The organism is Pseudomonas fluorescens, from assembly GCF_018614775.1.
In the GTDB taxonomy this organism is placed as follows: Bacteria; Pseudomonadota; Gammaproteobacteria; order Pseudomonadales; family Pseudomonadaceae; genus Aquipseudomonas; species Aquipseudomonas fluorescens_BY.
Genome location: NZ_JAGGOF010000091.1, coordinates 18,191 through 39,528, shown reverse-complemented (window position 1 = coordinate 39,528; position 21,338 = coordinate 18,191). Strand labels below are relative to the sequence as shown.

At 59.9% G+C, this 21,338-nt stretch carries 20 protein-coding genes; 16 read left to right on the top strand and 4 right to left on the bottom strand.

The features are described 5' to 3' along the window. Positions 1-79: 79 nt before the first annotated feature. Positions 80-847, top strand: coding sequence for an FCD domain-containing protein (locus J7E36_RS21320; RefSeq protein WP_215007431.1), 768 nt, complete (start codon positions 80-82; stop codon positions 845-847). 125 nt (positions 848-972) lie between these two features. Here J7E36_RS21320 and smpB read toward each other — a convergent pair whose 3' ends face one another. After that, the gene (gene smpB, locus J7E36_RS21315) at positions 973-1,455 is read right to left on the bottom strand and encodes an SsrA-binding protein SmpB (RefSeq protein ID WP_042730880.1); all 483 of its coding nucleotides are present in this window, start codon (positions 1,453-1,455) and stop codon (positions 973-975) included. A gap of 117 nt (positions 1,456-1,572) precedes the next feature. Here smpB and J7E36_RS21310 point away from each other — a divergent pair, with 117 nt between their 5' ends. Genes J7E36_RS21310 through J7E36_RS21300 form a run of 3 tightly spaced genes read left to right on the top strand, consistent with a single transcriptional unit; the run spans position 1,573 to position 3,726 of the window. Next, the gene (locus tag J7E36_RS21310; protein WP_215007429.1) at positions 1,573-2,976 is read left to right on the top strand and encodes a sodium-dependent transporter; all 1,404 of its coding nucleotides are present in this window, start codon (positions 1,573-1,575) and stop codon (positions 2,974-2,976) included. 7 nt (positions 2,977-2,983) lie between these two features. Then, positions 2,984-3,427, top strand: coding sequence for a type II toxin-antitoxin system RatA family toxin (locus J7E36_RS21305; protein ID WP_215007427.1), 444 nt, complete (start codon positions 2,984-2,986; stop codon positions 3,425-3,427). Then, positions 3,424-3,726, top strand: a complete 303-nt coding sequence (locus J7E36_RS21300) for an RnfH family protein (RefSeq protein ID WP_215007424.1) — start codon at positions 3,424-3,426, stop codon at positions 3,724-3,726. The genes J7E36_RS21305 and J7E36_RS21300 overlap by 4 nt, the downstream gene beginning before the upstream one ends. Positions 3,727-3,783: 57 nt before the next feature. Here J7E36_RS21300 and J7E36_RS21295 read toward each other — a convergent pair whose 3' ends face one another. After that, positions 3,784-4,311 carry an outer membrane protein assembly factor BamE gene (locus J7E36_RS21295; RefSeq protein ID WP_215007422.1) on the bottom strand — a complete coding sequence of 176 codons (528 nt, stop codon included), beginning with the start codon at positions 4,309-4,311 and terminating at the stop codon, positions 3,784-3,786. A gap of 97 nt (positions 4,312-4,408) precedes the next feature. Here J7E36_RS21295 and fur point away from each other — a divergent pair, with 97 nt between their 5' ends. Continuing rightward, the gene (fur, locus tag J7E36_RS21290; protein ID WP_215007420.1) at positions 4,409-4,813 is read left to right on the top strand and encodes a ferric iron uptake transcriptional regulator; all 405 of its coding nucleotides are present in this window, start codon (positions 4,409-4,411) and stop codon (positions 4,811-4,813) included. Positions 4,814-4,888: 75 nt separating this feature from the next. Here the strand turns inward: fur and recN are convergent, their stop codons facing one another. Further along, positions 4,889-6,562: a DNA repair protein RecN gene (gene recN, locus J7E36_RS21285; RefSeq protein WP_215007418.1), complete on the bottom strand. Its 1,674-nt coding sequence runs from the start codon at positions 6,560-6,562 to the stop codon at positions 4,889-4,891. Positions 6,563-6,803: 241 nt separating this feature from the next. Between recN and grpE the strand changes: the two genes are divergently transcribed. From grpE to J7E36_RS21245, 8 genes are all read left to right on the top strand, one after another. Then, a complete protein-coding gene (gene grpE, locus J7E36_RS21280; protein ID WP_215007416.1) occupies positions 6,804-7,370 on the top strand; it encodes a nucleotide exchange factor GrpE in 567 nt (188 codons plus the stop codon). A 65-nt stretch (positions 7,371-7,435) separates the two neighbouring features. Beyond that, a complete protein-coding gene (gene dnaK / locus J7E36_RS21275) occupies positions 7,436-9,388 on the top strand; it encodes a molecular chaperone DnaK (protein WP_269216587.1) in 1,953 nt (650 codons plus the stop codon). Between the two features lie 321 nt (positions 9,389-9,709). Continuing rightward, positions 9,710-10,834 (top strand): molecular chaperone DnaJ, encoded by a 1,125-nt coding sequence (gene dnaJ / locus J7E36_RS21270; RefSeq protein WP_215007414.1) that lies wholly within the window; start codon positions 9,710-9,712, stop codon positions 10,832-10,834. 9 nt (positions 10,835-10,843) lie between these two features. Continuing rightward, entirely contained in the window at positions 10,844-11,650 is an 807-nt protein-coding gene (dapB, locus tag J7E36_RS21265; RefSeq protein WP_215007411.1) for a 4-hydroxy-tetrahydrodipicolinate reductase, read from the top strand. Positions 11,651-11,905: 255 nt separating this feature from the next. Further along, positions 11,906-13,042, top strand: coding sequence for a glutamine-hydrolyzing carbamoyl-phosphate synthase small subunit (gene carA / locus J7E36_RS21260; RefSeq protein ID WP_215007408.1), 1,137 nt, complete (start codon positions 11,906-11,908; stop codon positions 13,040-13,042). 105 nt (positions 13,043-13,147) lie between these two features. Then, a complete protein-coding gene (gene carB, locus J7E36_RS21255) occupies positions 13,148-16,369 on the top strand; it encodes a carbamoyl-phosphate synthase large subunit (RefSeq protein WP_215007405.1) in 3,222 nt (1,073 codons plus the stop codon). Positions 16,370-16,371: 2 nt separating this feature from the next. Beyond that, on the top strand, positions 16,372-16,848 hold the full coding sequence (gene greA, locus J7E36_RS21250) for a transcription elongation factor GreA (protein ID WP_215007451.1): 477 nt from the start codon (positions 16,372-16,374) through the stop codon (positions 16,846-16,848). 28 nt (positions 16,849-16,876) lie between these two features. Beyond that, the gene (locus J7E36_RS21245) at positions 16,877-17,287 is read left to right on the top strand and encodes an MFS transporter (RefSeq protein ID WP_215007402.1); all 411 of its coding nucleotides are present in this window, start codon (positions 16,877-16,879) and stop codon (positions 17,285-17,287) included. A 10-nt stretch (positions 17,288-17,297) separates the two neighbouring features. Here the strand turns inward: J7E36_RS21245 and J7E36_RS21240 are convergent, their stop codons facing one another. Beyond that, positions 17,298-17,606, bottom strand: a complete 309-nt coding sequence (locus J7E36_RS21240; protein ID WP_003177852.1) for a YhbY family RNA-binding protein — start codon at positions 17,604-17,606, stop codon at positions 17,298-17,300. Positions 17,607-17,713: 107 nt separating this feature from the next. On the opposite strand from J7E36_RS21240, the gene rlmE reads away from it, so the two are divergent. The 3 genes from rlmE to folP all read left to right on the top strand — a co-directional run bounded on the left by rlmE (position 17,714) and on the right by folP (position 21,326). Further along, positions 17,714-18,364, top strand: a complete 651-nt coding sequence (gene rlmE, locus J7E36_RS21235) for a 23S rRNA (uridine(2552)-2'-O)-methyltransferase RlmE (protein WP_215007400.1) — start codon at positions 17,714-17,716, stop codon at positions 18,362-18,364. 191 nt (positions 18,365-18,555) lie between these two features. Beyond that, positions 18,556-20,466 (top strand): ATP-dependent zinc metalloprotease FtsH, encoded by a 1,911-nt coding sequence (ftsH, locus tag J7E36_RS21230; protein ID WP_215007397.1) that lies wholly within the window; start codon positions 18,556-18,558, stop codon positions 20,464-20,466. Positions 20,467-20,474: 8 nt separating this feature from the next. Further along, positions 20,475-21,326: a dihydropteroate synthase gene (gene folP, locus J7E36_RS21225; RefSeq protein ID WP_215007394.1), complete on the top strand. Its 852-nt coding sequence runs from the start codon at positions 20,475-20,477 to the stop codon at positions 21,324-21,326. Positions 21,327-21,338 lie beyond the last annotated feature (12 nt).

Here is a 21,338-nt window from a genome sequence, read left to right as displayed (position 1 = left end):
TTCTGGTGGGTGTGGACGAGGCCCGGATGGGCCAGAATAGAGAGCCCGGCGAGCCGTCGGGATCGTGGAGAGTCGAGTTATGGGGTTTGATCAGATTCGTCAGCGCCGTTTGTCTGACGATATTGTCGAGCGGCTTGAAGGAATGATCCTTGAAGGCACGTTGAAATCCGGCGAGCGGCTACCGGCCGAGCGGACCCTGGCCGAACAGTTCGGTGTGTCACGCCCTTCGTTGCGCGAGGCCATCCAGAAACTGGCGGCCAAGGGGTTGCTGGTCAGCCGGCAGGGCGGTGGTAACTATGTCGTGGAGTCACTGGGCTCGACGTTCAGTGATCCCTTGCTGCAACTGCTGGAAAGCAACCCCGACGCGCAACGGGACCTGTTGGAATTTCGCCACACACTGGAAGCTTCCTGTGCTTATTACGCCGCGCAGCGAGCCACCGATGTGGATCGCGAGCGGCTGACAGCGGCTTTCGAGGAACTGCAGGATTGTTATTCGCGCCATGAGGAGGTGAGTCGGGCGGAGGAGGGCGCGGCGGATGCGCGCTTCCATCTGGCGATCGCCGAGGCCAGTCATAACGCGGTGTTGCTGCACACCATTCGCGGTCTGTTCGACCTGCTTAAACGCAACGTGGTGACCAACATCGGTGGCATGTACAAACAGCGCAGTGAAACCCGCGACATGCTGATCAGCCAGCATCGGGAGTTGTACCAGGCGATCATGGACGGGCACGCCGAACAGGCGCGGGAGGTGTCCAGTCGGCATATCCTGTATGTGCAGGAGGTGCTCGAAGAGGTGCGTCAGGAAGTGCAGCGGGTGGCGCGGGCGGAGCGGCGCAAGGGGATGTAGCCGGCAGGTTACGCGAAACCTGTGGGAGCGAGCCTGCTCGCGATAGCGGTGGTTCAACCAACGGAAATGTTGACTGATGCGCCGCTATCGCGAGCAGGCTCGCTCCCACATGGGGCTCGCGAGGGCTAGTCTTCCTTGCCCTTGTTACGCACAGCACGCTGCAGCTCGCGCCCGGCGTCGCGTTCGCGTTCGGTGTCGCGCTTGTCGTATTCCTTCTTGCCCTTGCCCAGCGCAATTTCGCACTTGATCAAGTGCTTGCTCCAGTACAGCGACGTGCAGACGCAGGTGTAGCCCTTCTGTTGCACGGAGGCGAAGAGCTTTTCCAGCTCACGCTTGTTGAGCAACAGCTTGCGCGAGCGCACCGGGTCGGCAATCACGTGGGTGCTGGCGGTGGTCAGTGGCGTGATGTGACTGCCCAGCAGCCAGGCTTCGCCATCCTTGAGCAGCACGTAGCTGTCGACCAGTTGCGCCTTGCCGGCACGCAGGCTCTTTACTTCCCAGCCGGCCAGGACCATGCCAGCCTCGAAACGCTGTTCGATGAAGTAATCGTGTCGCGCCTTTTTATTTTGCGCGATGGTCCCTGTGGGGTGTTTCTTCTGTTTAGCCATAGGGGCGGCATTATAGGCAGTTGCGCGCGTGTCGGCTACGGTGAAGCTGCATGCTTGAGCACGTTGAGTGAATCCCGGACAATGCGGCCTCTTTTTGAACGCTTGGGCGTGATCACGATGGCGACAGACAAGGTTTCTGTCCACGGCAGTTGGGCTAGCCGCTGGGTCTTCATACTCGCTGCGACCGGTTCTGCGGTGGGGCTGGGTAGTATCTGGAAGTTTCCATACATGGTTGGCGTCTATGGTGGCGGCGCCTTCGTACTGATGTTCCTGGCGTGCATCGCGTTCATCGGCGCGCCGGTCATGCTCGCCGAAACCCTGATCGGTCGTCGCGCCCGGCAAAGCCCGGCCAATGCCCTGAAGGTGCTGGCCCTGGAGGCCGGGCACTCGGCCAAGTGGTCGTGGGGCGCCTTTGCCGGCATGATCACGGCATTGTTGATCTTGTCTTTCTATAGCGTGGTCGGCGGCTGGTCGCTGGACTACATCATCGACATGGGGCGCGGGGATTTCCAAGGCGTCGCGCCTGATCAGGTCGGCGCCTATTTCGGCAAGGTCATCGACGATCCCTGGAGGCTGACGCTCTGGCACACGATTTTCATGGTGTTGTCCGCCGTGGTGATTGCCCGAGGCGTGGTCGCCGGGCTTGAGCGCAGCCTGCGGATCATGATGCCGCTGCTGTTCGTGATGATCCTGGTGCTGCTGGGGTACAGCATGACCACCGGGCATTTCATGGAAGGCCTGCACTTCATGTTCGATTTCAAGCCGGAAAAAGTCCTGGATGGCTTGTTGCCGGCCATGGGGCATGCGTTCTTCTCCCTGAGCGTCGGGGTTGGTTCGATCATGATCTACGGCGCCTACATGCCGAAGAACGCCTCCCTTACCCGAACCGTGGTCGGCGTTGCGCTGTTGGATACCTTCGTGTCGCTGCTGGCCGGCGTCGCTTTGTTTCCGATTGTGTTTGCCGCAGGCCTCAATCCCAGCGAAGGGCCAGGGTTGATGTTTGTCAGCCTGCCTTTTGCCTTCGGCAGCATGGCGTTCGGCCAAGTGATGGGGGTCGTGTTCTTTGTCCTGGTGGCCATCGCGGCCTGGAGTTCGGCGATCTCCCTGCTGGAGCCCATGGTGGCTTACCTGGTTGAGCGGACCCGGCTCAGCCGCGCCTGGGTGACCTTCTGGCTGGCCTTTACCTGCTGGTTCGTGGGCCTGGGTACGGTGTTTTCCTTCAATATATGGAAGCAGGCGAAGTTTTTCGTGAACGAAGACGGGCTGTTCCATCTCTACCAGTGGGGAGCAACCGGAGGGCTGGATTTCTTCGGCGTGATTGATTTCTTCACGTCACGGATCATGCTGCCATTGGGTGGTTTGTGTTTCGTGGTGTTTGCAGGATGGATCATGGGGCGTGAGGCGGTGCGTGATGAGTTGTCCCTGCGCAGCCCTGTATTGTTTGCCTTGAGCCTGTTCTTGATGCGCTACGTGGCGCCCATCGGCATTCTTGTAGTGTTTGCCGCCCAGCTGTGGAAGTGACGCTTACATGACGACACATATTCAACGCTCGGCCTTGCTGCCGTACCCGGCGCAGGTGCTGTACGACCTGGTCAACGATGTGGCGAGTTATCCGCAATTCTTGCCGTGGTGTGCGTCCGCCGAGGTTCTGGAAAGCTCCGATACCCACATGCGCGCCAGTCTCGGCATTGCCAAGGGTGGGTTGAGCCAGCGTTTCGTGACGCGCAATACCCTGGTGCCGGGGCAGTCCATCGAAATGAATCTGGAAGAGGGGCCTTTCAATCAGCTCCACGGTGTCTGGGTGTTCAAGCCATTGGGCGAAAAGGCCTGCAAGATCAGCCTCGACCTGTCGTTCGACTACGCTGGCCCATTGGTGCGGGCAACGCTGGGGCCCTTATTCAATCAGGCGGCCAACACCTTGGTTGACGCGTTCTGCCAACGTGCCAAGCAGCATGCAGAGCTCAAGCGTTGATTGAGATTGAAGTGGTGTACGCCTCTGTAGAGCGCCAGTTCCTGCGCGCATTTGCCGTGCCGGAAGGTACACGTGTACGTGCGGCGTTGAAGGCGTCGGGGATTGCCGAAGCGTTTCCCGAACTGGATCTGGCGACGTGCCCGGTGGGGATTTTTGGCAAAGTGCTTGTCGATCCGGATAACCAGATCGTGCAGGCGGCTGATCGACTGGAGATCTATCGTCCGTTGCTGGCCGATCCAAAAGAAATTCGTCGGCTGCGTGCGATCAAGGCCGCCCAGGCGCGCCAATCCGAGCAATAACCGGTCGAATCGCAGGCAATAAAAAACCCGGCATGCCGGGTTTTTTCATGTCGCCATTTATTGCGGCGAGGTGTCCAGGGGCTCTGGAGTCGGCACCGGTACGGTCTCGACTTTGTCTACATCCTTCTGGATCTGGTCGAGCAACGAACCTGGCTTGGCCGGTTTCTCCGGTTTCGGCTGTTCGCTGTTCTGGGTCGGATCAGTGACGGTAGTGCCGCTGTCCTTGCCCATGATTGCCTCGTCGCGGCTTACACCGGGCATGAAATCGCCCGACAGGCTAACGAGTTGGTCATTGGGGCTGAAGATAACGCTGATGCGTTCCTGCTGGCGCTCACCGCCCCCAGGCTGCAGGCTGTACAGGTAATCCCAGCGATCGGCGTGGAACGTGTCGGTCAGCAGGGGGTTGCCCATGATAAACCGTACTTGCCGGCGGGTCATTCCCGGGCGTAACTGGTCTATCATGTCCTGCGTGACGACATTGCCCTGCTGGATGTCGATTTTGTAAACCCCGGGGAATGAACAACCGGCGAGTGCGAGCAGTCCCACGAAGGTGAAACTGGTTAGCAAGAGCTTGGTGTTTTGCATCGGTGGGCGACTTCCACTATCTTGGCTGGGACAACGTAAACGCCGATCATACCCGCATTAAGAGAAGCTGCGAAGCAGCATCGCGAGAAAGCTGACCATGGTTGAAAATAGCGAACTACGCAAAGCCGGCCTCAAAGTGACCCTGCCACGGGTCAAGATTCTACAAATGCTCGATTCTGCCGAGCAACGTCACATGAGTGCCGAGGACGTCTACAAGGCGCTGATGGAAGCTGGCGAGGACGTTGGTCTGGCCACGGTCTACCGTGTCCTGACTCAGTTCGAGGCAGCGGGTCTTGTGGCTCGTCACAATTTCGATGGCGGTCATGCGGTCTTTGAATTGGCTGACGGGGAGCATCACGATCACATGGTGAACGTGGAAACCCGTGAGGTTATTGAATTCATCAGCCCGGAAATCGAGAAGCTGCAAAAGGCAATTGCTGAAGAGCATGGTTTCGAGCTGATCGATCACCATCTCGTCCTGCATGTGCGCCAGCGTAAATAAGCACGTTGCGTGAGCCCTGGCTCCCGAAACGAAAGAAGGCGACCCCAGGGTCGCCTTCTTGCTTTACGGCTTTTGTCAGGTCTTTGCGGCGACGACCATTTTTTTCGCGTGGGCCAGGGACTCCTTGGTGAGGTCAATCCCGCCCAGCATCCGCGCCACTTCTTCCACCCGCTCGTTTTTGTTGAGCTTGGACACGGCGGTTCGGGTGGCATCTTCGCCGCGCACCTTGTGCACAAATAAATGCTGATGCCCCTGAGCGGCCACTTGGGGCAGGTGAGTGACTGTCAGCACCTGGCCGCGCTCACCGAGCCGGCGAAGCAGTTGACCGACGATTTCTGCGGTCGGGCCGCCAATGCCCACGTCCACTTCGTCGAATACCAGCGTCGGCACGCGAGAGGTTTGCGCCGTGATGACCTGGATAGCCAGGCTGATTCGTGACAGCTCGCCACCGGAGGCGACTTTTGCCAGGGCCTTGAGCGGTTGCCCGGGGTTGGCGCTGACCAGCAGCTCCACCTGCTCCAGGCCGTTGGGCTGGAGTTCGTCGCTGGCGTTGGGCCGCAGCTCGATGGTGAAGCGGCCACCTGGCATGCCCAGGCGCTGGATTTCCTGTTCCACCGCATCGGCCAGCCCTGTCGCGGCATGCCGTCGCAGTTCGCTGAGCTCCTTGGCCTTTTCCTGATAATGCCGGGCGTAGGAGGCGAGTTCGTCTCCCAGGCGCTCGATGGATTCGTCGTTGGCGTTCAAGGTTTCCAGTTCGTCCAGCAGCCGCTGCTGGAGTTCGGCCACCTCGGTTGGCTGGACGCGGTGCTTGCGCGCCAGCGTATAGATGGTGTCCAGCCGCTCTTCCAGGTATTGCAGGCGTGCCGGGTCGGCATCGAAGTGATCAAGAAAGCGGTTCAGTTCCCCGACGGCTTCCTCGACCTGGATCTGTGCGCTCGTCAGCAGGTTGGTCGCTTCGCTCAGGGCGCCCACCGAATTGTTCACGCTGGAGAGTCGGTTCAGGCTTGCTGTCAGCGCGTTGAGCACATTCCCGGAGTCATTTTCGCTGCATTGCTCCACTACTTGGCGGCAGATGCCCAGCAGGGTCTCGGCGTTGGTCAGGTTCTTGTGTTCCTGCTCCAGTTCCCCCAGTTCATTTTCGCCGAGGGCGAGGTTCTCCAGTTCCTCAAGCTGATAGCTCAACAGCTGATGGCGGGCCCGTTGCCCATCGCCGGAGTTCGAGAGCCGGTCCAGCTCCTGCCGTGTCTGGCGCCAGCGCTGGGCGGCCAGCTGTACCTGGCGCGCCAGGTCGGTGGCGTCGGCGTATTCATCGAGCAGGCGACGGTGGGTGTCGGTCTTGAGCAGCGACTGGTGTTCGTGCTGGCTGTGAATGTCGATCAACAGTTCGCCAAGGGCCTTGAGGTCCCCCAGGGGGCAGGGCGTGCCGTTGATGTAGCCCCGGGAGCGTCCTTCGGCGGTGATGACACGGCGCAGGATGCACGGGCCGTCGGTGTCCAGGTCGCGTTCGGCGAGCCAGGTGCTGGCCTCGGGGATGTCGACCAGGTCGAAGGTCGCCAGGATGTCGGCTTTGTCTGCACCGGGGCGCACCACACCATTGTCGGCGCGATCACCCAGCGTCAGGCCCAGGGCGTCGAGCATGATCGATTTGCCGGCGCCGGTTTCACCGGTGATCACACTCATGCCTCGATCGAGTTCGAGGTCGAGGTGTTCGACGATGGCGTAATTGTGTACGGACAGGTGCACCAGCATAAGGCCGCTCCCAGGCTTTAGGTCTGGTTATTTATACAGTGTTTTGTTTGCGGCTGACAATGCCCTCGCTTAGCTCGATTTGCTTGGCTGGGTGAATTCCTTAGTTCAGGTGGGAATGGACAGGCAGATGTTTTTTGTAAGGTCAATTCGTCGCGCGGCCCTTGAAGCTGAAAAACCCGACCCCATATACCGGGGCAGAAGCGCGAGTCGAGCTCGCGGACGAAATTGAAAGGAGAAATCTATGGCTGACGAACAGACGCAGGACACGCAAAATCTAGACGCCAACCAGGCTCCCCAGGATTCGGGTGATGACCTGGCGGCACGTGTGCAAGTGCTCGAAGAGCAACTGGCGGGTGCGCAGGATCAGGCGTTGCGTGTAGCCGCGGACCTGCAGAACGTCCGCCGTCGCGCCGAGCAGGATGTGGAAAAGGCGCACAAGTTCGCCCTCGAGCGTTTCGCTGGCGACCTGCTGCCGATCATCGACAGCCTGGAGCGCGGCCTGGAGTTGTCCAATCCGGATGACGAGAACATTCGTCCGATGCGCGAAGGCATCGAGCTGACCCTGAAAATGTTCCAGGACACCCTCAAGCGCTACCAGCTTGAAGCGATTGATCCCCACGGCGAACCCTTCAACGCTGAACACCACCAGGCCATGGCGATGCAGGAAAGTGCCGACGTCGAGCCGAACAGTGTGCTGAAGGTTTTCCAGAAGGGTTATCTGCTTCACGGCCGCCTGCTGCGCCCGGCCATGGTCGTGGTCAGCAAGGCACCTGCACCGGTTTCGCCTTCTATTGATGAGCAGGCTTGAAAACGGTCGTAACGGCCCCATCTATAAGTCAAGCGTTTAAGTGCTACCGCAGTTAGCCACCACTGCTGCGGCAACCAAATCCAAGTTCCGGGAGAGTTAACATGGGCAAGATTATCGGTATCGACCTGGGGACCACCAACTCGTGCGTCTCCGTGCTGGAAAACGGCAAGGCCAAGGTTATTGAGAACGCCGAAGGCGCGCGCACCACGCCGTCGATCATCGCGTACGCCAATGACGGCGAAATTCTGGTTGGCCAGTCTGCCAAGCGTCAGGCTGTGACCAATCCGCACAACACCCTTTACGCGGTGAAGCGCCTGATCGGTCGCAAGTTCGACGAAGAAGTCGTTCAGAAAGACATCAAGATGGTGCCTTACAAAATCGCCAAGGCTGACAATGGCGACGCATGGGTTGAAGTGAACGGCCAGAAAATGGCGCCGCCACAGATCTCGGCTGAAATCCTGAAGAAAATGAAGAAAACCGCCGAAGACTACCTCGGCGAAGCGGTGACCGAAGCCGTTATTACAGTTCCGGCCTATTTCAACGATAGCCAGCGCCAGGCGACCAAAGACGCCGGCCGCATCGCGGGCCTGGACGTAAAACGTATCATCAACGAACCGACTGCTGCCGCACTGGCCTACGGCATGGACAAGGCCAAGGGCGATCACACTGTGATCGTTTATGACTTGGGCGGCGGTACCTTCGACGTTTCCGTGATCGAAATCGCTGAAGTCGATGGCGAGCACCAGTTCGAAGTACTGGCAACCAACGGTGATACGTTCCTCGGTGGTGAAGACTTCGACATCCGCCTGATCGACTACCTCGTCGACGAGTTCAAGAAAGAAAGCGGCATGAACCTCAAAGGTGATCCGCTGGCGATGCAGCGCCTGAAAGAAGCCGCTGAAAAAGCCAAGATCGAACTGTCCTCGAGCCAGTCGACCGACGTGAACCTGCCGTACATCACTGCAGACGCCACCGGTCCTAAGCACCTGAACGTGAAAATCTCCCGCGCCAAGCTCGAAGCGCTGGTGGAAGACCTGGTTCAGCGCACCATCGAACCTTGCCGCATCGCGATGAAAGACGCCGGTATCGACGTTGGCTCGATCAACGACGTGATCCTGGTGGGCGGTCAGACCCGCATGCCACTGGTTCAGAAGCTGGTGACCGATTTCTTCGGTAAAGAAGCGCGTAAAGACGTGAACCCGGACGAAGCCGTTGCCATGGGTGCTGCCATCCAGGGCGCCGTGCTGGCTGGTGACGTGAAGGACGTTCTGCTGCTCGACGTCAGCCCGCTGACCCTGGGTATCGAAACCATGGGTGGCGTGATGACCGCGCTGATCGAGAAAAACACCACGATTCCTACCAAGAAATCCCAGGTGTTCTCGACCGCCGACGATAACCAGGGCGCCGTGACCATCCACGTGCTGCAAGGTGAGCGCAAGCAAGCCGCCCAGAACAAATCCCTGGGCAAGTTCGATCTGGCCGAGATTCCACCAGCACCACGTGGCGTGCCACAGATCGAAGTGACCTTCGACATCGACGCCAACGGCATCCTGCACGTCGGCGCGAAAGACAAGGCCACCGGCAAGACCCAATCGATCGTGATCAAGGCCAACTCCGGTCTGTCCGAGGAAGAAATTCAGCAGATGGTTCGTGATGCTGAAGTGAACGCCGAGGAAGATCGCAAGTTCGAAGAACTGGCCAGCGCCCGCAACCAGGGTGATGCCCTGGTGCACTCGACTCGCAAGATGATCGCTGATGCAGGCGACAAAGTGACCGCGGAAGAGAAGACTGCCATCGAAGCGGCCGTGGTTGCCCTGGAAGCCGCTGTCAAAGGCGACGACAAGGCGGCCATCGAAGCGAAGATCGAAGAGCTGTCCAAGGTCTCCGCGCCAGTGGCCCAGAAGATGTACGCCGAGCAGGCTCAGCCAGCTGAAGGCGCAGCGGCACAAGGCGAATCGGCGGAAAAAGCCGATGACGTCGTGGACGCTGAGTTCGAAGAAGTGAAAGACCACAAGTAATCGCTTGCTGGTCGACCGGTTGACTGCCTTTGTGCGGTGGCTGGTAGGATGTCGCCGCGCGGGAGCTTGCTCCCGCGTTGGCGTGTCTGGAGCCAATGAATTTTTACAGCATGCGACGGCGTTCGGGTGCTGGCGGTGTGATCGGGAATGCTCCTGCTTTCCGAGCGATAAGCACTGCGTTTTGGCCGGGGCCCTGGCTGAAAGATCAAGACCAGGATCGTTGAATTGACGTGAGTTGGGTCCGGGCCTGTATTGGGGCTCAACGAGTTTGGCAAGGTTCAGGAGAGGTTTGCCGAACGTCCTATAAGAGTGCAAAGACTAATGGCAAAGCGTGACTATTACGAAATATTGGGTGTTGAGCGGGGGGCCAGCGAGGCAGAGCTGAAAAAGGCCTACCGTCGCCTGGCGATGAAGCACCACCCGGATCGTAATCCCGACGATAAAGCGTCTGAAGAACTGTTCAAGGAAGCCAACGAGGCTTACGAGGTTCTGTCCGACTCCAGCAAGCGCGCGGCATATGACCAGTACGGGCATGCTGGCGTCGACCCGAGCATGGGTGGCGGCGGTGCCGGTTTCGGCGGCCAGAACTTCTCCGATATTTTCGGCGATGTGTTCAGCGACTTCTTCGGTGGCGGTCGCGGCGGTGCCCGCGGTGGTGCCCAGCGTGGCAGCGATCTGCGTTACACGCTGGAACTGAACCTGGAAGAGGCGGTGCGCGGTACGACCGTCAATATCCGCGTGCCGACGCTGGTCAATTGCAAGCCGTGCGACGGCTCGGGCGCCAAGAAGGGCTCCTCGCCTGTTACGTGCCCGACCTGCGGCGGTATCGGTCAGGTTCGCATGCAGCAGGGCTTCTTCTCGGTGCAGCAGACCTGCCCGCGCTGCCATGGCCAGGGCAAGATCATTTCCGATCCGTGCGACTCCTGTCACGGCGAAGGGCGTGTCGAAGAGTACAAGACGCTGTCGGTCAAGGTGCCAGCCGGTGTCGATACCGGTGACCGTATTCGCCTGTCCGGCGAAGGTGAGGCGGGTGCCCAGGGTGGCCCGACCGGCGACCTGTACGTGGTGATCAATGTGCGCGAGCACGCGATTTTCCAGCGCGACGGCAAGCATCTGTTCTGCGAAGTGCCGATCAGCTTCGTCGATGCGGCCCTGGGTGGCGAGCTTGAGATCCCGACCCTCGACGGTCGCGTCAAGCTGAAAATCCCTGAGGGGACACAAACCGGCAAGCAGTTCCGCATTCGTGGCAAGGGCGTTGCGCCAGTGCGTGGTGGCGGCGCAGGTGACTTGATGTGTCGCGTGGCGGTAGAGACACCGGTCAATCTGAGCCGACGTCAGCGTGAGCTGCTGGAAGAGTTCCGCGGTACGTTGGAGGGTGACAACAGTCACTCCCCGAAAACCACCGGCTGGTTCGAAGGCGTGAAGCGCTTCTTCGGCGATCTGTAAGGAGGTCGCATGCGACGTATAGCTGTGATGGGTGCTGCGGGGCGCATGGGCAAGGCGCTGGTCGAGGCGGTGCAGCAGCGCTCGCCGCTCTCCGGCCTGACGGCTGCCATCGTTCGCCCCGACAGTACGCTGGTGGGCGCGGATGCGGGCGAGCTGGCTTCGCTCGGGCGCATCGGTGTGCCGATGTCTGGCGGGTTGGAAAAGGTCCTTGACGAGTTCGATGTCCTGATCGACTTCACGCTGCCGGAAGTGATGTTGAAAAACCTCGCCATCTGCCGCAAGCACGGCAAGGCCATGGTGATCGGCACCACGGGATTGGACGCTATGCAGAAGCAGTTGCTGGCCGATGCCGGGAAAGGCATTCCGATCGTGTTTGCGGCGAACTTCAGTGTGGGTGTGAACCTGTCGCTGAAACTGCTGGACATGGCGGCCCGGGTCTTGGGTGACGATGCGGATATCGAGATCATCGAAGCGCATCACCGACACAAGATCGACGCGCCGTCGGGGACGGCCTTGCGCATGGGTGAAGTGATTGCCGATGCACTAGGTCGCGACCTGCAGCAAGTCGCCGTGTACGGGCGCGAGGGGCATACCGGTGCGCGAGAGCGAGACACCATCGGTTTCGCGACCGTGCGCGGTGGTGATGTGGTGGGTGATCACACCGTACTGTTCGCCACTGAGGGCGAGCGCCTGGAAATCACCCACAAGGCCTCGAGCCGGATGACCTTCGCCAAGGGTGCGGTGCGTGCTGCGCTGTGGCTGGAGGGGCGTGAGCCTGGTTTGTACGATATGCAGGACGTTCTCGACCTGCGTTGATGTCAATGAAAACGGGGTTCGGGTTATACTGCGCCCCGTTTTACGCCGCTTCGCGACGGCCTGTCGCATTCCCCTGCCTTTAAGGCTCATTAGCGGTGGACCAAAAAAGCCTTTTTCTGTAAGCTACAGCTTTAGTGTGTCCACTAAAAGCGCGCAGAATAATTCAGTGAAGAAGCGGGGTGACGTGTCCATACGTCACTCCGCTTTTTTACAACCTGCGATCGCCCTTTCAGGCTTTATTTACGGGAGGTCTTCTTGACTAAGCCAGCCATACTCGCCCTTGCTGATGGCAGCATTTTTCGCGGCGAAGCCATTGGAGCCGACGGCCAGACCGTTGGTGAGGTGGTGTTCAACACCGCAATGACCGGCTATCAGGAAATTCTTACCGATCCTTCCTACGCCCAGCAAATCGTTACCCTGACTTACCCGCACATCGGCAACACCGGCACCACGCCGGAAGATGCCGAGTCCGACCGTGTCTGGTCCGCCGGCCTGGTCATCCGTGACTTGCCGCTGGTAGCGAGCAACTGGCGTAGCACGATGTCGCTGTCCGACTACCTGAAAGCCAACAATGTCGTGGCGATCGCCGGTATCGACACCCGTCGCCTGACCCGCATCCTGCGGGAGAAGGGCGCCCAAAACGGCTGCATCATGGCCGGTGACAACATTTCCGAAGAAGCCGCCATTGCCGCTGCCCAGGGCTTCCCTGGTCTCAAGGGCATGGACCTGGCGAAAGTCGTCAGCACCCAGAAGCAATACGAATGGCGTTCCACGGTCTGGGACCTGAAGACCGACAGTCACGCGACCATCGAGGCTTCCGAGCTGCCATACCACGTGGTTGCCTACGACTACGGCGTCAAAGTGAACATCCTGCGCATGCTGGTCGAGCGCGGTTGCCGCGTGACCGTGGTGCCCGCACAAACCCCGGCTGCAGACGTCCTGGCCCTCAAGCCCGACGGCGTGTTCCTGTCCAACGGCCCGGGTGACCCCGAGCCTTGCGACTACGCGATCCAGGCGATCAAGGATGTGCTGGAAACCGAGATCCCGGTGTTCGGCATCTGCCTCGGTCACCAGTTGCTGGCCCTCGCTTCGGGCGCCATGACCCTGAAGATGGGGCACGGCCACCACGGTGCCAACCACCCCGTCCAGGACCTGGACACCGGCGTCGTCATGATCACCAGCCAGAACCACGGTTTTGCGGTGGACGAGGCGACCCTGCCGGCCAACGTGCGGGCGATCCACAAGTCGCTGTTCGATGGCACGCTGCAAGGCATCGAGCGTACCGACAAGAGCGCGTTCAGCTTCCAGGGCCACCCTGAAGCGAGCCCGGGCCCGAACGACGTGGCCCCGCTGTTCGATCGCTTCATCAACGAGATGGCCAAGCGACGCTGACCGCGTGAAGCCTGAGGGCGGCCCCGAGTACGGCGGCCCCCTTGGGCGCTTCAAAGATTGTTCGACGGCCTAGCCGACTGACCTGCGGATTTGAGTGACAAACCCATGCCAAAACGTACAGACATAAAAAGCATCCTGATTCTCGGCGCTGGCCCGATCGTGATCGGCCAGGCCTGCGAATTCGACTACTCCGGCGCCCAGGCCTGCAAAGCCCTGCGCGAAGAGGGCTATCGCGTCATCCTGGTGAACTCCAACCCGGCGACCATCATGACCGACCCGGCCATGGCCGACGCCACTTACATCGAGCCGATCAAGTGGCAGACCGTTGCGAAGATCATCGAAAAGGAACGCCCTGACGCACTGTTGCCGACCATGGGTGGCCAGACGGCGCTCAACTGCGCCCTGGACCTGGAGCGCGAAGGCGTCCTGGAGAAGTTCGGCGTGGAAATGATCGGCGCCAACGCCGACACCATCGACAAGGCCGAGGATCGTTCGCGTTTCGACAAGGCCATGAAATCCATCGGCCTGGCGTGCCCGCGCTCCGGTATTGCCCACAGCATGGAAGAGGCTAACGCGGTCCTCGAGAAACTGGGCTTCCCGTGCATCATCCGTCCGTCCTTCACCATGGGCGGCACCGGTGGCGGCATCGCCTACAACCGTGAAGAATTCGAAGAAATCTGCGCCCGTGGCCTGGACTTGTCGCCGACCAAGGAACTGCTGATCGACGAGTCCCTGATCGGCTGGAAAGAGTACGAAATGGAAGTTGTCCGCGACAAAAAGGACAACTGCATCATCGTCTGCTCCATCGAGAACTTCGATCCGATGGGCGTGCACACCGGCGACTCGATCACCGTCGCACCGGCCCAGACCCTGACCGACAAGGAATACCAGATCCTGCGTAACGCCTCCCTGGCGGTACTGCGTGAGATCGGCGTGGAAACCGGTGGCTCCAACGTCCAGTTCGGCATCTGCCCAAACACCGGGCGCATGGTGGTCATCGAAATGAACCCGCGGGTATCCCGTTCGTCGGCCCTGGCCTCGAAAGCCACGGGTTTCCCGATTGCCAAGGTCGCTGCCAAGCTGGCCGTGGGCTACACCCTGGACGAACTGTCGAACGACATCACCGGCGGCAAGACCCCGGCGTCCTTCGAGCCATCCATCGACTACGTCGTCACCAAGCTGCCCCGTTTTGCCTTTGAGAAGTTCGCCAAGGCCGATGCCCGCCTGACCACTCAGATGAAGTCGGTCGGTGAAGTCATGGCGATTGGCCGGACCTTCCAGGAATCCCTGCAGAAAGCTCTTCGCGGTCTGGAGGTGGGTGTCTGCGGTCTTGATCCGAAGCTGGATCTCAACGACCCGGAAAGCATGAGCGTACTCAAGCGCGAGCTGACCGTGCCAGGCGCCGAGCGTATCTGGTACGTGGCCGATGCCTTCCGCGCCGGCATGACCGTCGAGCAGATCTTCGGCATGAACATGATCGACCCTTGGTTCCTGGTGCAGATCGAAGACCTGATCAAGGAAGAAGAGAAGGTCAAGACCCTGGGCATGTCCAGCATCGACTACGACATGATGTTCCGCCTCAAGCGCAAGGGCTTCTCGGACCAGCGCCTGGCCAAGTTGCTCGGTGTGACCGAGAAGAGCCTGCGTGCCCATCGTCACAAGCTGGAAGTGTTCCCGGTCTACAAGCGCGTCGACACCTGCGCCGCCGAGTTCGCCACCGACACCGCGTACCTGTACTCCACGTACGAAGAAGAGTGCGAAGCCGCGCCATCGACCCGCGACAAGATCATGATCCTGGGTGGCGGTCCTAACCGGATCGGCCAAGGCATCGAGTTCGACTACTGCTGCGTGCACGCCGCACTGGCCCTGCGCGACGACGGGTACGAGACCATCATGGTCAACTGCAACCCGGAAACCGTGTCGACTGACTACGACACTTCCGATCGCCTGTACTTCGAACCGGTGACCTTGGAAGACGTGCTGGAAATCGTCCGCGTCGAGAAGCCCAAAGGCGTGATCGTCCAGTATGGCGGCCAGACCCCGCTGAAATTGGCTCGCGCCCTTGAAGCCGCTGGCGTGCCGATCATCGGGACCAGCCCGGATGCAATCGACCGCGCCGAAGACCGCGAGCGCTTCCAGCAAATGGTCGAGCGCCTGAACCTGCGTCAGCCACCAAACGCCACCGTGCGCAGCGAGGACGAAGCGATTCGTGCCGCGGCCAAGATCGGCTACCCGCTGGTGGTGCGCCCGTCCTACGTACTGGGCGGCCGCGCCATGGAAATCGTCTATCAGGAAGACGAGCTCAAGCGCTACCTGCGCGAAGCGGTCCAGGTATCCAACGACAGCCCGGTGCTGCTGGACCATTTCCTCAACTGCGCCATCGAAATGGACGTGGATGCGGTCTGCGATGGCAAGGACGTGGTGATCGGCGCGATCATGCAGCACATCGAGCAGGCCGGTGTTCACTCCGGTGACTCCGCGTGCTCGCTGCCGCCTTACTCGCTGCCGGCCCATATCCAGGACGAGATGCGCGAACAGGTCAAGAAAATGGCCCTGGAGCTGGGCGTTGTCGGCTTGATGAACGTGCAGTTGGCGCTTCAGGGCGAAGACATCTATGTGATTGAGGTCAACCCGCGCGCTTCTCGGACCGTGCCGTTTGTCTCCAAGTGCATCGGTGTTTCCCTGGCGATGATCGCTGCGCGAGTCATGGCGGGCAAAACCCTGAAAGAGCTGAACTTCACCAAAGAGATCATTCCGAACTTCTACAGCGTCAAGGAGGCGGTGTTCCCGTTCGCCAAGTTCCCTGGCGTGGACCCGATCCTCGGCCCTGAGATGAAGTCCACTGGTGAAGTGATGGGCGTCGGTGACACCTTCGGCGAGGCGTTTGCCAAAGCCCAGATGGGCGCCAGCGAAGTGCTGCCGACGGGTGGTACGGCGTTCATCAGCGTCCGTGATGACGACAAGCCACTGGTTGCAGGTGTTGCCCGTGATCTGATCAACTTGGGTTTCGAAGTGGTCGCCACTGCCGGTACTGCCAAACTGATCGAGGCGGCAGGCCTGAAAGTGCGCCGCGTGAACAAGGTGACCGAGGGTCGCCCGCACGTGGTCGACATGATCAAGAATGACGAAGTCACGCTGATCATCAACACCACCGAAGGCCGCCAGTCGATCGCTGATTCCTATTCCATTCGTCGCAACGCGCTGCAGCACAAGATCTACTGCACCACGACCATTGCTGCGGGCGAAGCGATCTGCGAAGCGCTCAAGTTCGGTCCCGAGAAGACCGTGCGTCGCTTGCAGGATCTACATGCAGGATTGAAGGCATGAGCATAACCAAGTACCCGATGACCGTTCAGGGCGCGAAGGCCCTGGAAGAAGAACACGCTTTCCTGACCAAGGTCGAGCGTCCGCGCTTGAGCCAGGCCATTGGCGAAGCGCGCGAGCTGGGCGATCTCAAGGAAAACGCTGAGTACCATGCCGCTCGTGAGGAGCAGGGCATGGTCGAGGCGCGGGTGCGTGACATCGAGGGTCGCATGCAGAACGCAGTGATCATCGACGTCACCGCCATCCCCCACACCGGCAAGGTGATCTTCGGCACCACCGTGGAAATCGCCAACGTCGAGACGGATGAAAGCGTCACTTACCAGATCGTGGGTGAGGATGAGGCTGACATCAAGCTGGGCAAGATTTCCGTCGGTTCGCCGATCGCTCGCGCCTTGATTGCCAAGGAAGAGGGCGATGTGGTGACGGTGAAGACACCCGGTGGTGTTATCGAGTATGAGATTGTCGAAGTCCGTCACATCTGAACGAAGGCGCCCGCTACGTGCTGGCGCCATGCTCTGGCAGCTTAGCCAGATGCTGTGGGTGGGTGGCGTGTGGTTGCTGCACATCGGTTTGCTGCCGGTGCTGGGCCGTGTTGGCCTGGCACCGCTGCTCATCAATGAAATCGCGGGTATGCTGACGGCACTGCTGGTGGGTTTCTGCGCAGTGTGCGTGACGTTTCAGGTGTTGGTGTTGGTGCTGGTTCAGGCCGAGGGCCTTGCCAGTCTATGGCGCGACATTCGTGGGCAATTGCTGCTCATGGCCTTGTATGCCTGCGGAATGTTCTTTGCGGTGCGTCTCGGCTGGCCGGATGCGAGCCAGTGGCAGGCATTCAGTTACCTGGTGCTGGGGTTTTCCGGCTTGGTGCTGGTGTTGCAGCCGGTTCCCGGATGGGGTGGCAGGGTGCGCGAAGCACACCCTTGACCCTTTGCTGTCACTTGAAGCGGTGAACGTTCGACAGTTGCTTGTTGACGCTGAAATTCTTGCGATAAATCAGTGCCATCTTGCCGATGACCTGCACCAGGTCGGCCTTGCCGGTCTTGCACAGTTCAGCAACGGCAGCCAGGCGGGCTTCGCGGTCGAGGATGTTGAGCTTGATCTTGATCAGCTCGTGATCACCCAAGGCGCGTTCCAGCTCGGCGAGTACACCTTCCGTCAAACCGTTGTCAGCCACAGTCAAAACCGGTTTCAGATGGTGGCCAATGGATTTGTATTGTTTCTTCTGCTCTTGAGTGAGCGGCATAATCTGACCCCTGCGTCTGATCTTGTAAAAAGCGGCGGCCAGTTTACCCGAGCGAGTCCGGGACCGCCCACTTAATCACGACCCGTTTTATTTTTTAGAGGTGGCCCGTGGCCCGTTCCAAGACTAGCCAGAACTGGCTCAGAGAGCATTTCAACGATCCGTACGTCAAAATGGCGCAAAAGGACGGCTATCGTTCGCGTGCCAGCTATAAATTGCTTGAGATCCAGGAAAAGGATCGCCTGATCCGTCCAGGCATGACCGTGATCGACCTTGGTGCGGCGCCGGGAGGGTGGTCCCAAGTGACCAGTCGTCTGATTGGTGGGCAAGGGCGCTTGATCGCCTCCGATATCCTGGAAATGGACGGCATCCCTGATGTGACCTTCATCCAGGGTGATTTTACCGAAGACGCCGTATTGGCAAAAATTCTGGAAGCCGTCGGAAATACCGAGGTTGACCTTGTGATTTCCGATATGGCCCCCAATATGAGTGGATTGGCGGCTGTCGACATGCCTCGTGCGATGTTCCTCAGTGAGCTGGCCTTGGATCTTGCCGGACGGGTTCTGCGTCCAGGGGGCGATTTCCTGATCAAGGTCTTCCAAGGTGAAGGCTTCGACGAATACCACAAGGGCATGCGCAAGTTGTTCGACAAGGTGCAGATGCGCAAGCCATTGTCGTCCCGTGACCGCTCTCGCGAGCAGTACCTGTTGGCGCGAGGGTTTCGCGGTGTTGAAGGCGCCTCCAGTGATGAGCGTCTTTGACAGGCGCGATAGTTTTTTTTGTCTCGCATTGAAAACGCCGTGTAACGAAAATTACCCGGTCAAAGTTTCACAAAGGGTTACAGACGGCGCCTGCCAGAGTCGTAGGTAATGTAGTAAGTTAGGCCGGTGAATATCATGCGAAGCGCGCGCCAGTAGCGGAGCTTGCTTCAGAGGGTAGTTAATTGAACGATATGGCAAAGAATCTGATCCTGTGGTTGATCATCGCCGCTGTCCTTGTGACCGTGATGAACAACTTCTCCAGCCCTAACGAGCCGCAGACCCTCAACTATTCCGACTTCATCCAGCAGGTCAAGGATGGCAAGGTCGAGCGCGTAGCCGTAGATGGCTATGTGATTACCGGCAAGCGCGCCGATGGCGACAGCTTCAAGACCATTCGTCCGGCGATCCAGGACAATGGCCTGATCGGCGACCTGGTGGACAACCATGTCGTGGTCGAAGGCAAGCAGCCCGAGCAGCAAAGCATCTGGACCCAGCTCCTGGTCGCCAGCTTCCCGATCCTGGTGATCATCGCGGTGTTCATGTTCTTCATGCGCCAGATGCAGGGCGGTGGTGGCGGAAAGGGCGGGCCGATGAGCTTTGGCAAGAGCAAGGCCCGACTGCTTTCCGAAGACCAGGTAAAAACCACCCTGGCTGACGTTGCGGGTTGCGACGAAGCCAAGGAAGAAGTGGGCGAGCTGGTTGAATTCCTGCGTGATCCCGGCAAGTTCCAGCGCTTGGGCGGTCGTATCCCCCGTGGCGTGTTGATGGTGGGCCCGCCAGGTACTGGTAAGACCTTGTTGGCCAAGGCGATTGCCGGCGAAGCCAAGGTGCCGTTCTTCACGATTTCCGGTTCCGACTTCGTGGAAATGTTCGTCGGCGTGGGCGCCAGCCGTGTTCGTGACATGTTCGAGCAGGCAAAGAAGCACGCGCCATGCATCATTTTCATCGACGAGATCGACGCCGTCGGCCGCCATCGTGGCGCCGGCATGGGTGGCGGTCACGACGAGCGTGAACAGACCCTCAACCAGTTGCTGGTGGAGATGGACGGTTTCGAAATGAATGACGGCATCATCGTGATTGCCGCCACCAACCGTCCTGACGTGCTTGACCCTGCGCTGTTGCGTCCAGGCCGCTTCGACCGCCAGGTCGTGGTGGGGCTGCCGGACATTCGCGGTCGTGAGCAGATCCTCAAGGTCCACATGCGTAAGGTGCCAATGGGTGACGACGTTGCCCCGGCGGTCATCGCGCGTGGTACGCCTGGCTTCTCCGGCGCTGACCTGGCGAACCTGGTCAACGAAGCGTCGCTGTTTGCCGCGCGTTCCGGCAAGCGTGTGGTGGAAATGAAGGAATTCGAACTGGCCAAGGACAAGATCATGATGGGTGCCGAGCGCAAATCCATGGTCATGTCCGAGAAAGAAAAGCAGAACACGGCGTACCACGAGGCGGGGCACGCGATTGTCGGTCGTGTAGTGCCTGAGCATGATCCGGTCTACAAGGTCTCGATCATCCCGCGTGGTCGTGCCCTGGGTGTGACCATGTTCCTGCCGGAGGAGGATCGCTACAGCCTGTCCAAGCGCGCGCTGATCAGCCAGATCTGTTCGCTGTACGGTGGTCGTATCGCTGAAGAAATGACGCTGGGCTTCGACGGTGTGACCACTGGCGCCTCCAACGACATCATGCGTGCCAGCCAGATTGCCCGGAACATGGTGACCAAGTGGGGCCTGTCCGAGAAACTGGGCCCGCTGATGTACGCCGAAGAAGAGGGCGAGGTGTTCCTCGGTCGTGGTGGCGGTGGCCAGCATGCGAGCTTCTCTGGCGAGACGGCCAAGCTGATCGACTCCGAAGTGCGTAGTATCATTGATCAGTGCTATGGCACCGCCCGGCAGATCCTCACGGACAACCGTGACAAGCTCGATGCCATGGCCGATGCCCTGATGAAGTATGAAACCATCGATGCCGATCAGATCGACGACATCATGGCGGGTCGCGAGCCGCGCGAACCCCGTGACTGGTCGGGTGGCACCGGTAATTCCGGTACGCCTCCGGCGGTGCAGGGCGAGCGTCCGGAAACACCGATTGGCGGTCCGGCTGCTGATGTCTAAGGCTTGAAATGACTTCTGCTCAGTCCTCGACCCGGTTGCTTTGCGGCAACCGGGTTCTTGATTTGGCCCATGCGCATGTCATGGGTATTCTCAATGTCACTCCTGATTCCTTTTCCGATGGCGGCCGATTCAGCCAGCTCGACGCTGCGTTGCGGCATGCCGAAGCCATGGTGGCCGCCGGTGCGACGCTGATCGATGTGGGTGGCGAATCGACCCGACCGGGTGCGCGAGCCGTTTCCCCTACCGAAGAGCTGGAGCGAGTGGCACCGATTGTCGAGCGTATAACTCGCGAGCTTGATGTCATTGTCTCGGTGGATACGTCCACGCCGGCGGTTATGCGCGAAACGGCGCGACTGGGGGCGGGGCTGATCAATGATGTTCGGTCCTTGCAGCGCGACGGCGCCCTGGATGCGGCAGCGGCCACCGGCTTGCCGGTTTGCCTGATGCATATGCTCGGCGAGCCCGGGACAATGCAGAATGACCCGCATTATGATGATGTGCCCCGAGAGGTCGGTGAGTTCCTGGCGCAGCGTATGAGCCAGTGCGCCGCTGTGGGCATCTCTGCCGAACGGATCATTCTTGATCCCGGGTTTGGCTTTGCCAAGACGTTGGCTCACAACCTGAGCCTGTTCAAGCACATGGAGGCCCTGCATGCGCTCGACCGTCCCCTGTTGGTCGGTGTTTCGCGAAAGAGCATGATAGGCAATGCCTTGGGGCGTCCGGTGGGAGAGCGCCTGTATGGTGGTCTCGCCCTTGCAGCCTTGGCCCTAACCAAAGGCGCGCGCATATTGCGCGTTCACGATGTGGCCGAAACGATGGATGTTGTGCGGATGATCGCAGCTGTGGATTCAGCCGAATAAGAATGACGGAGC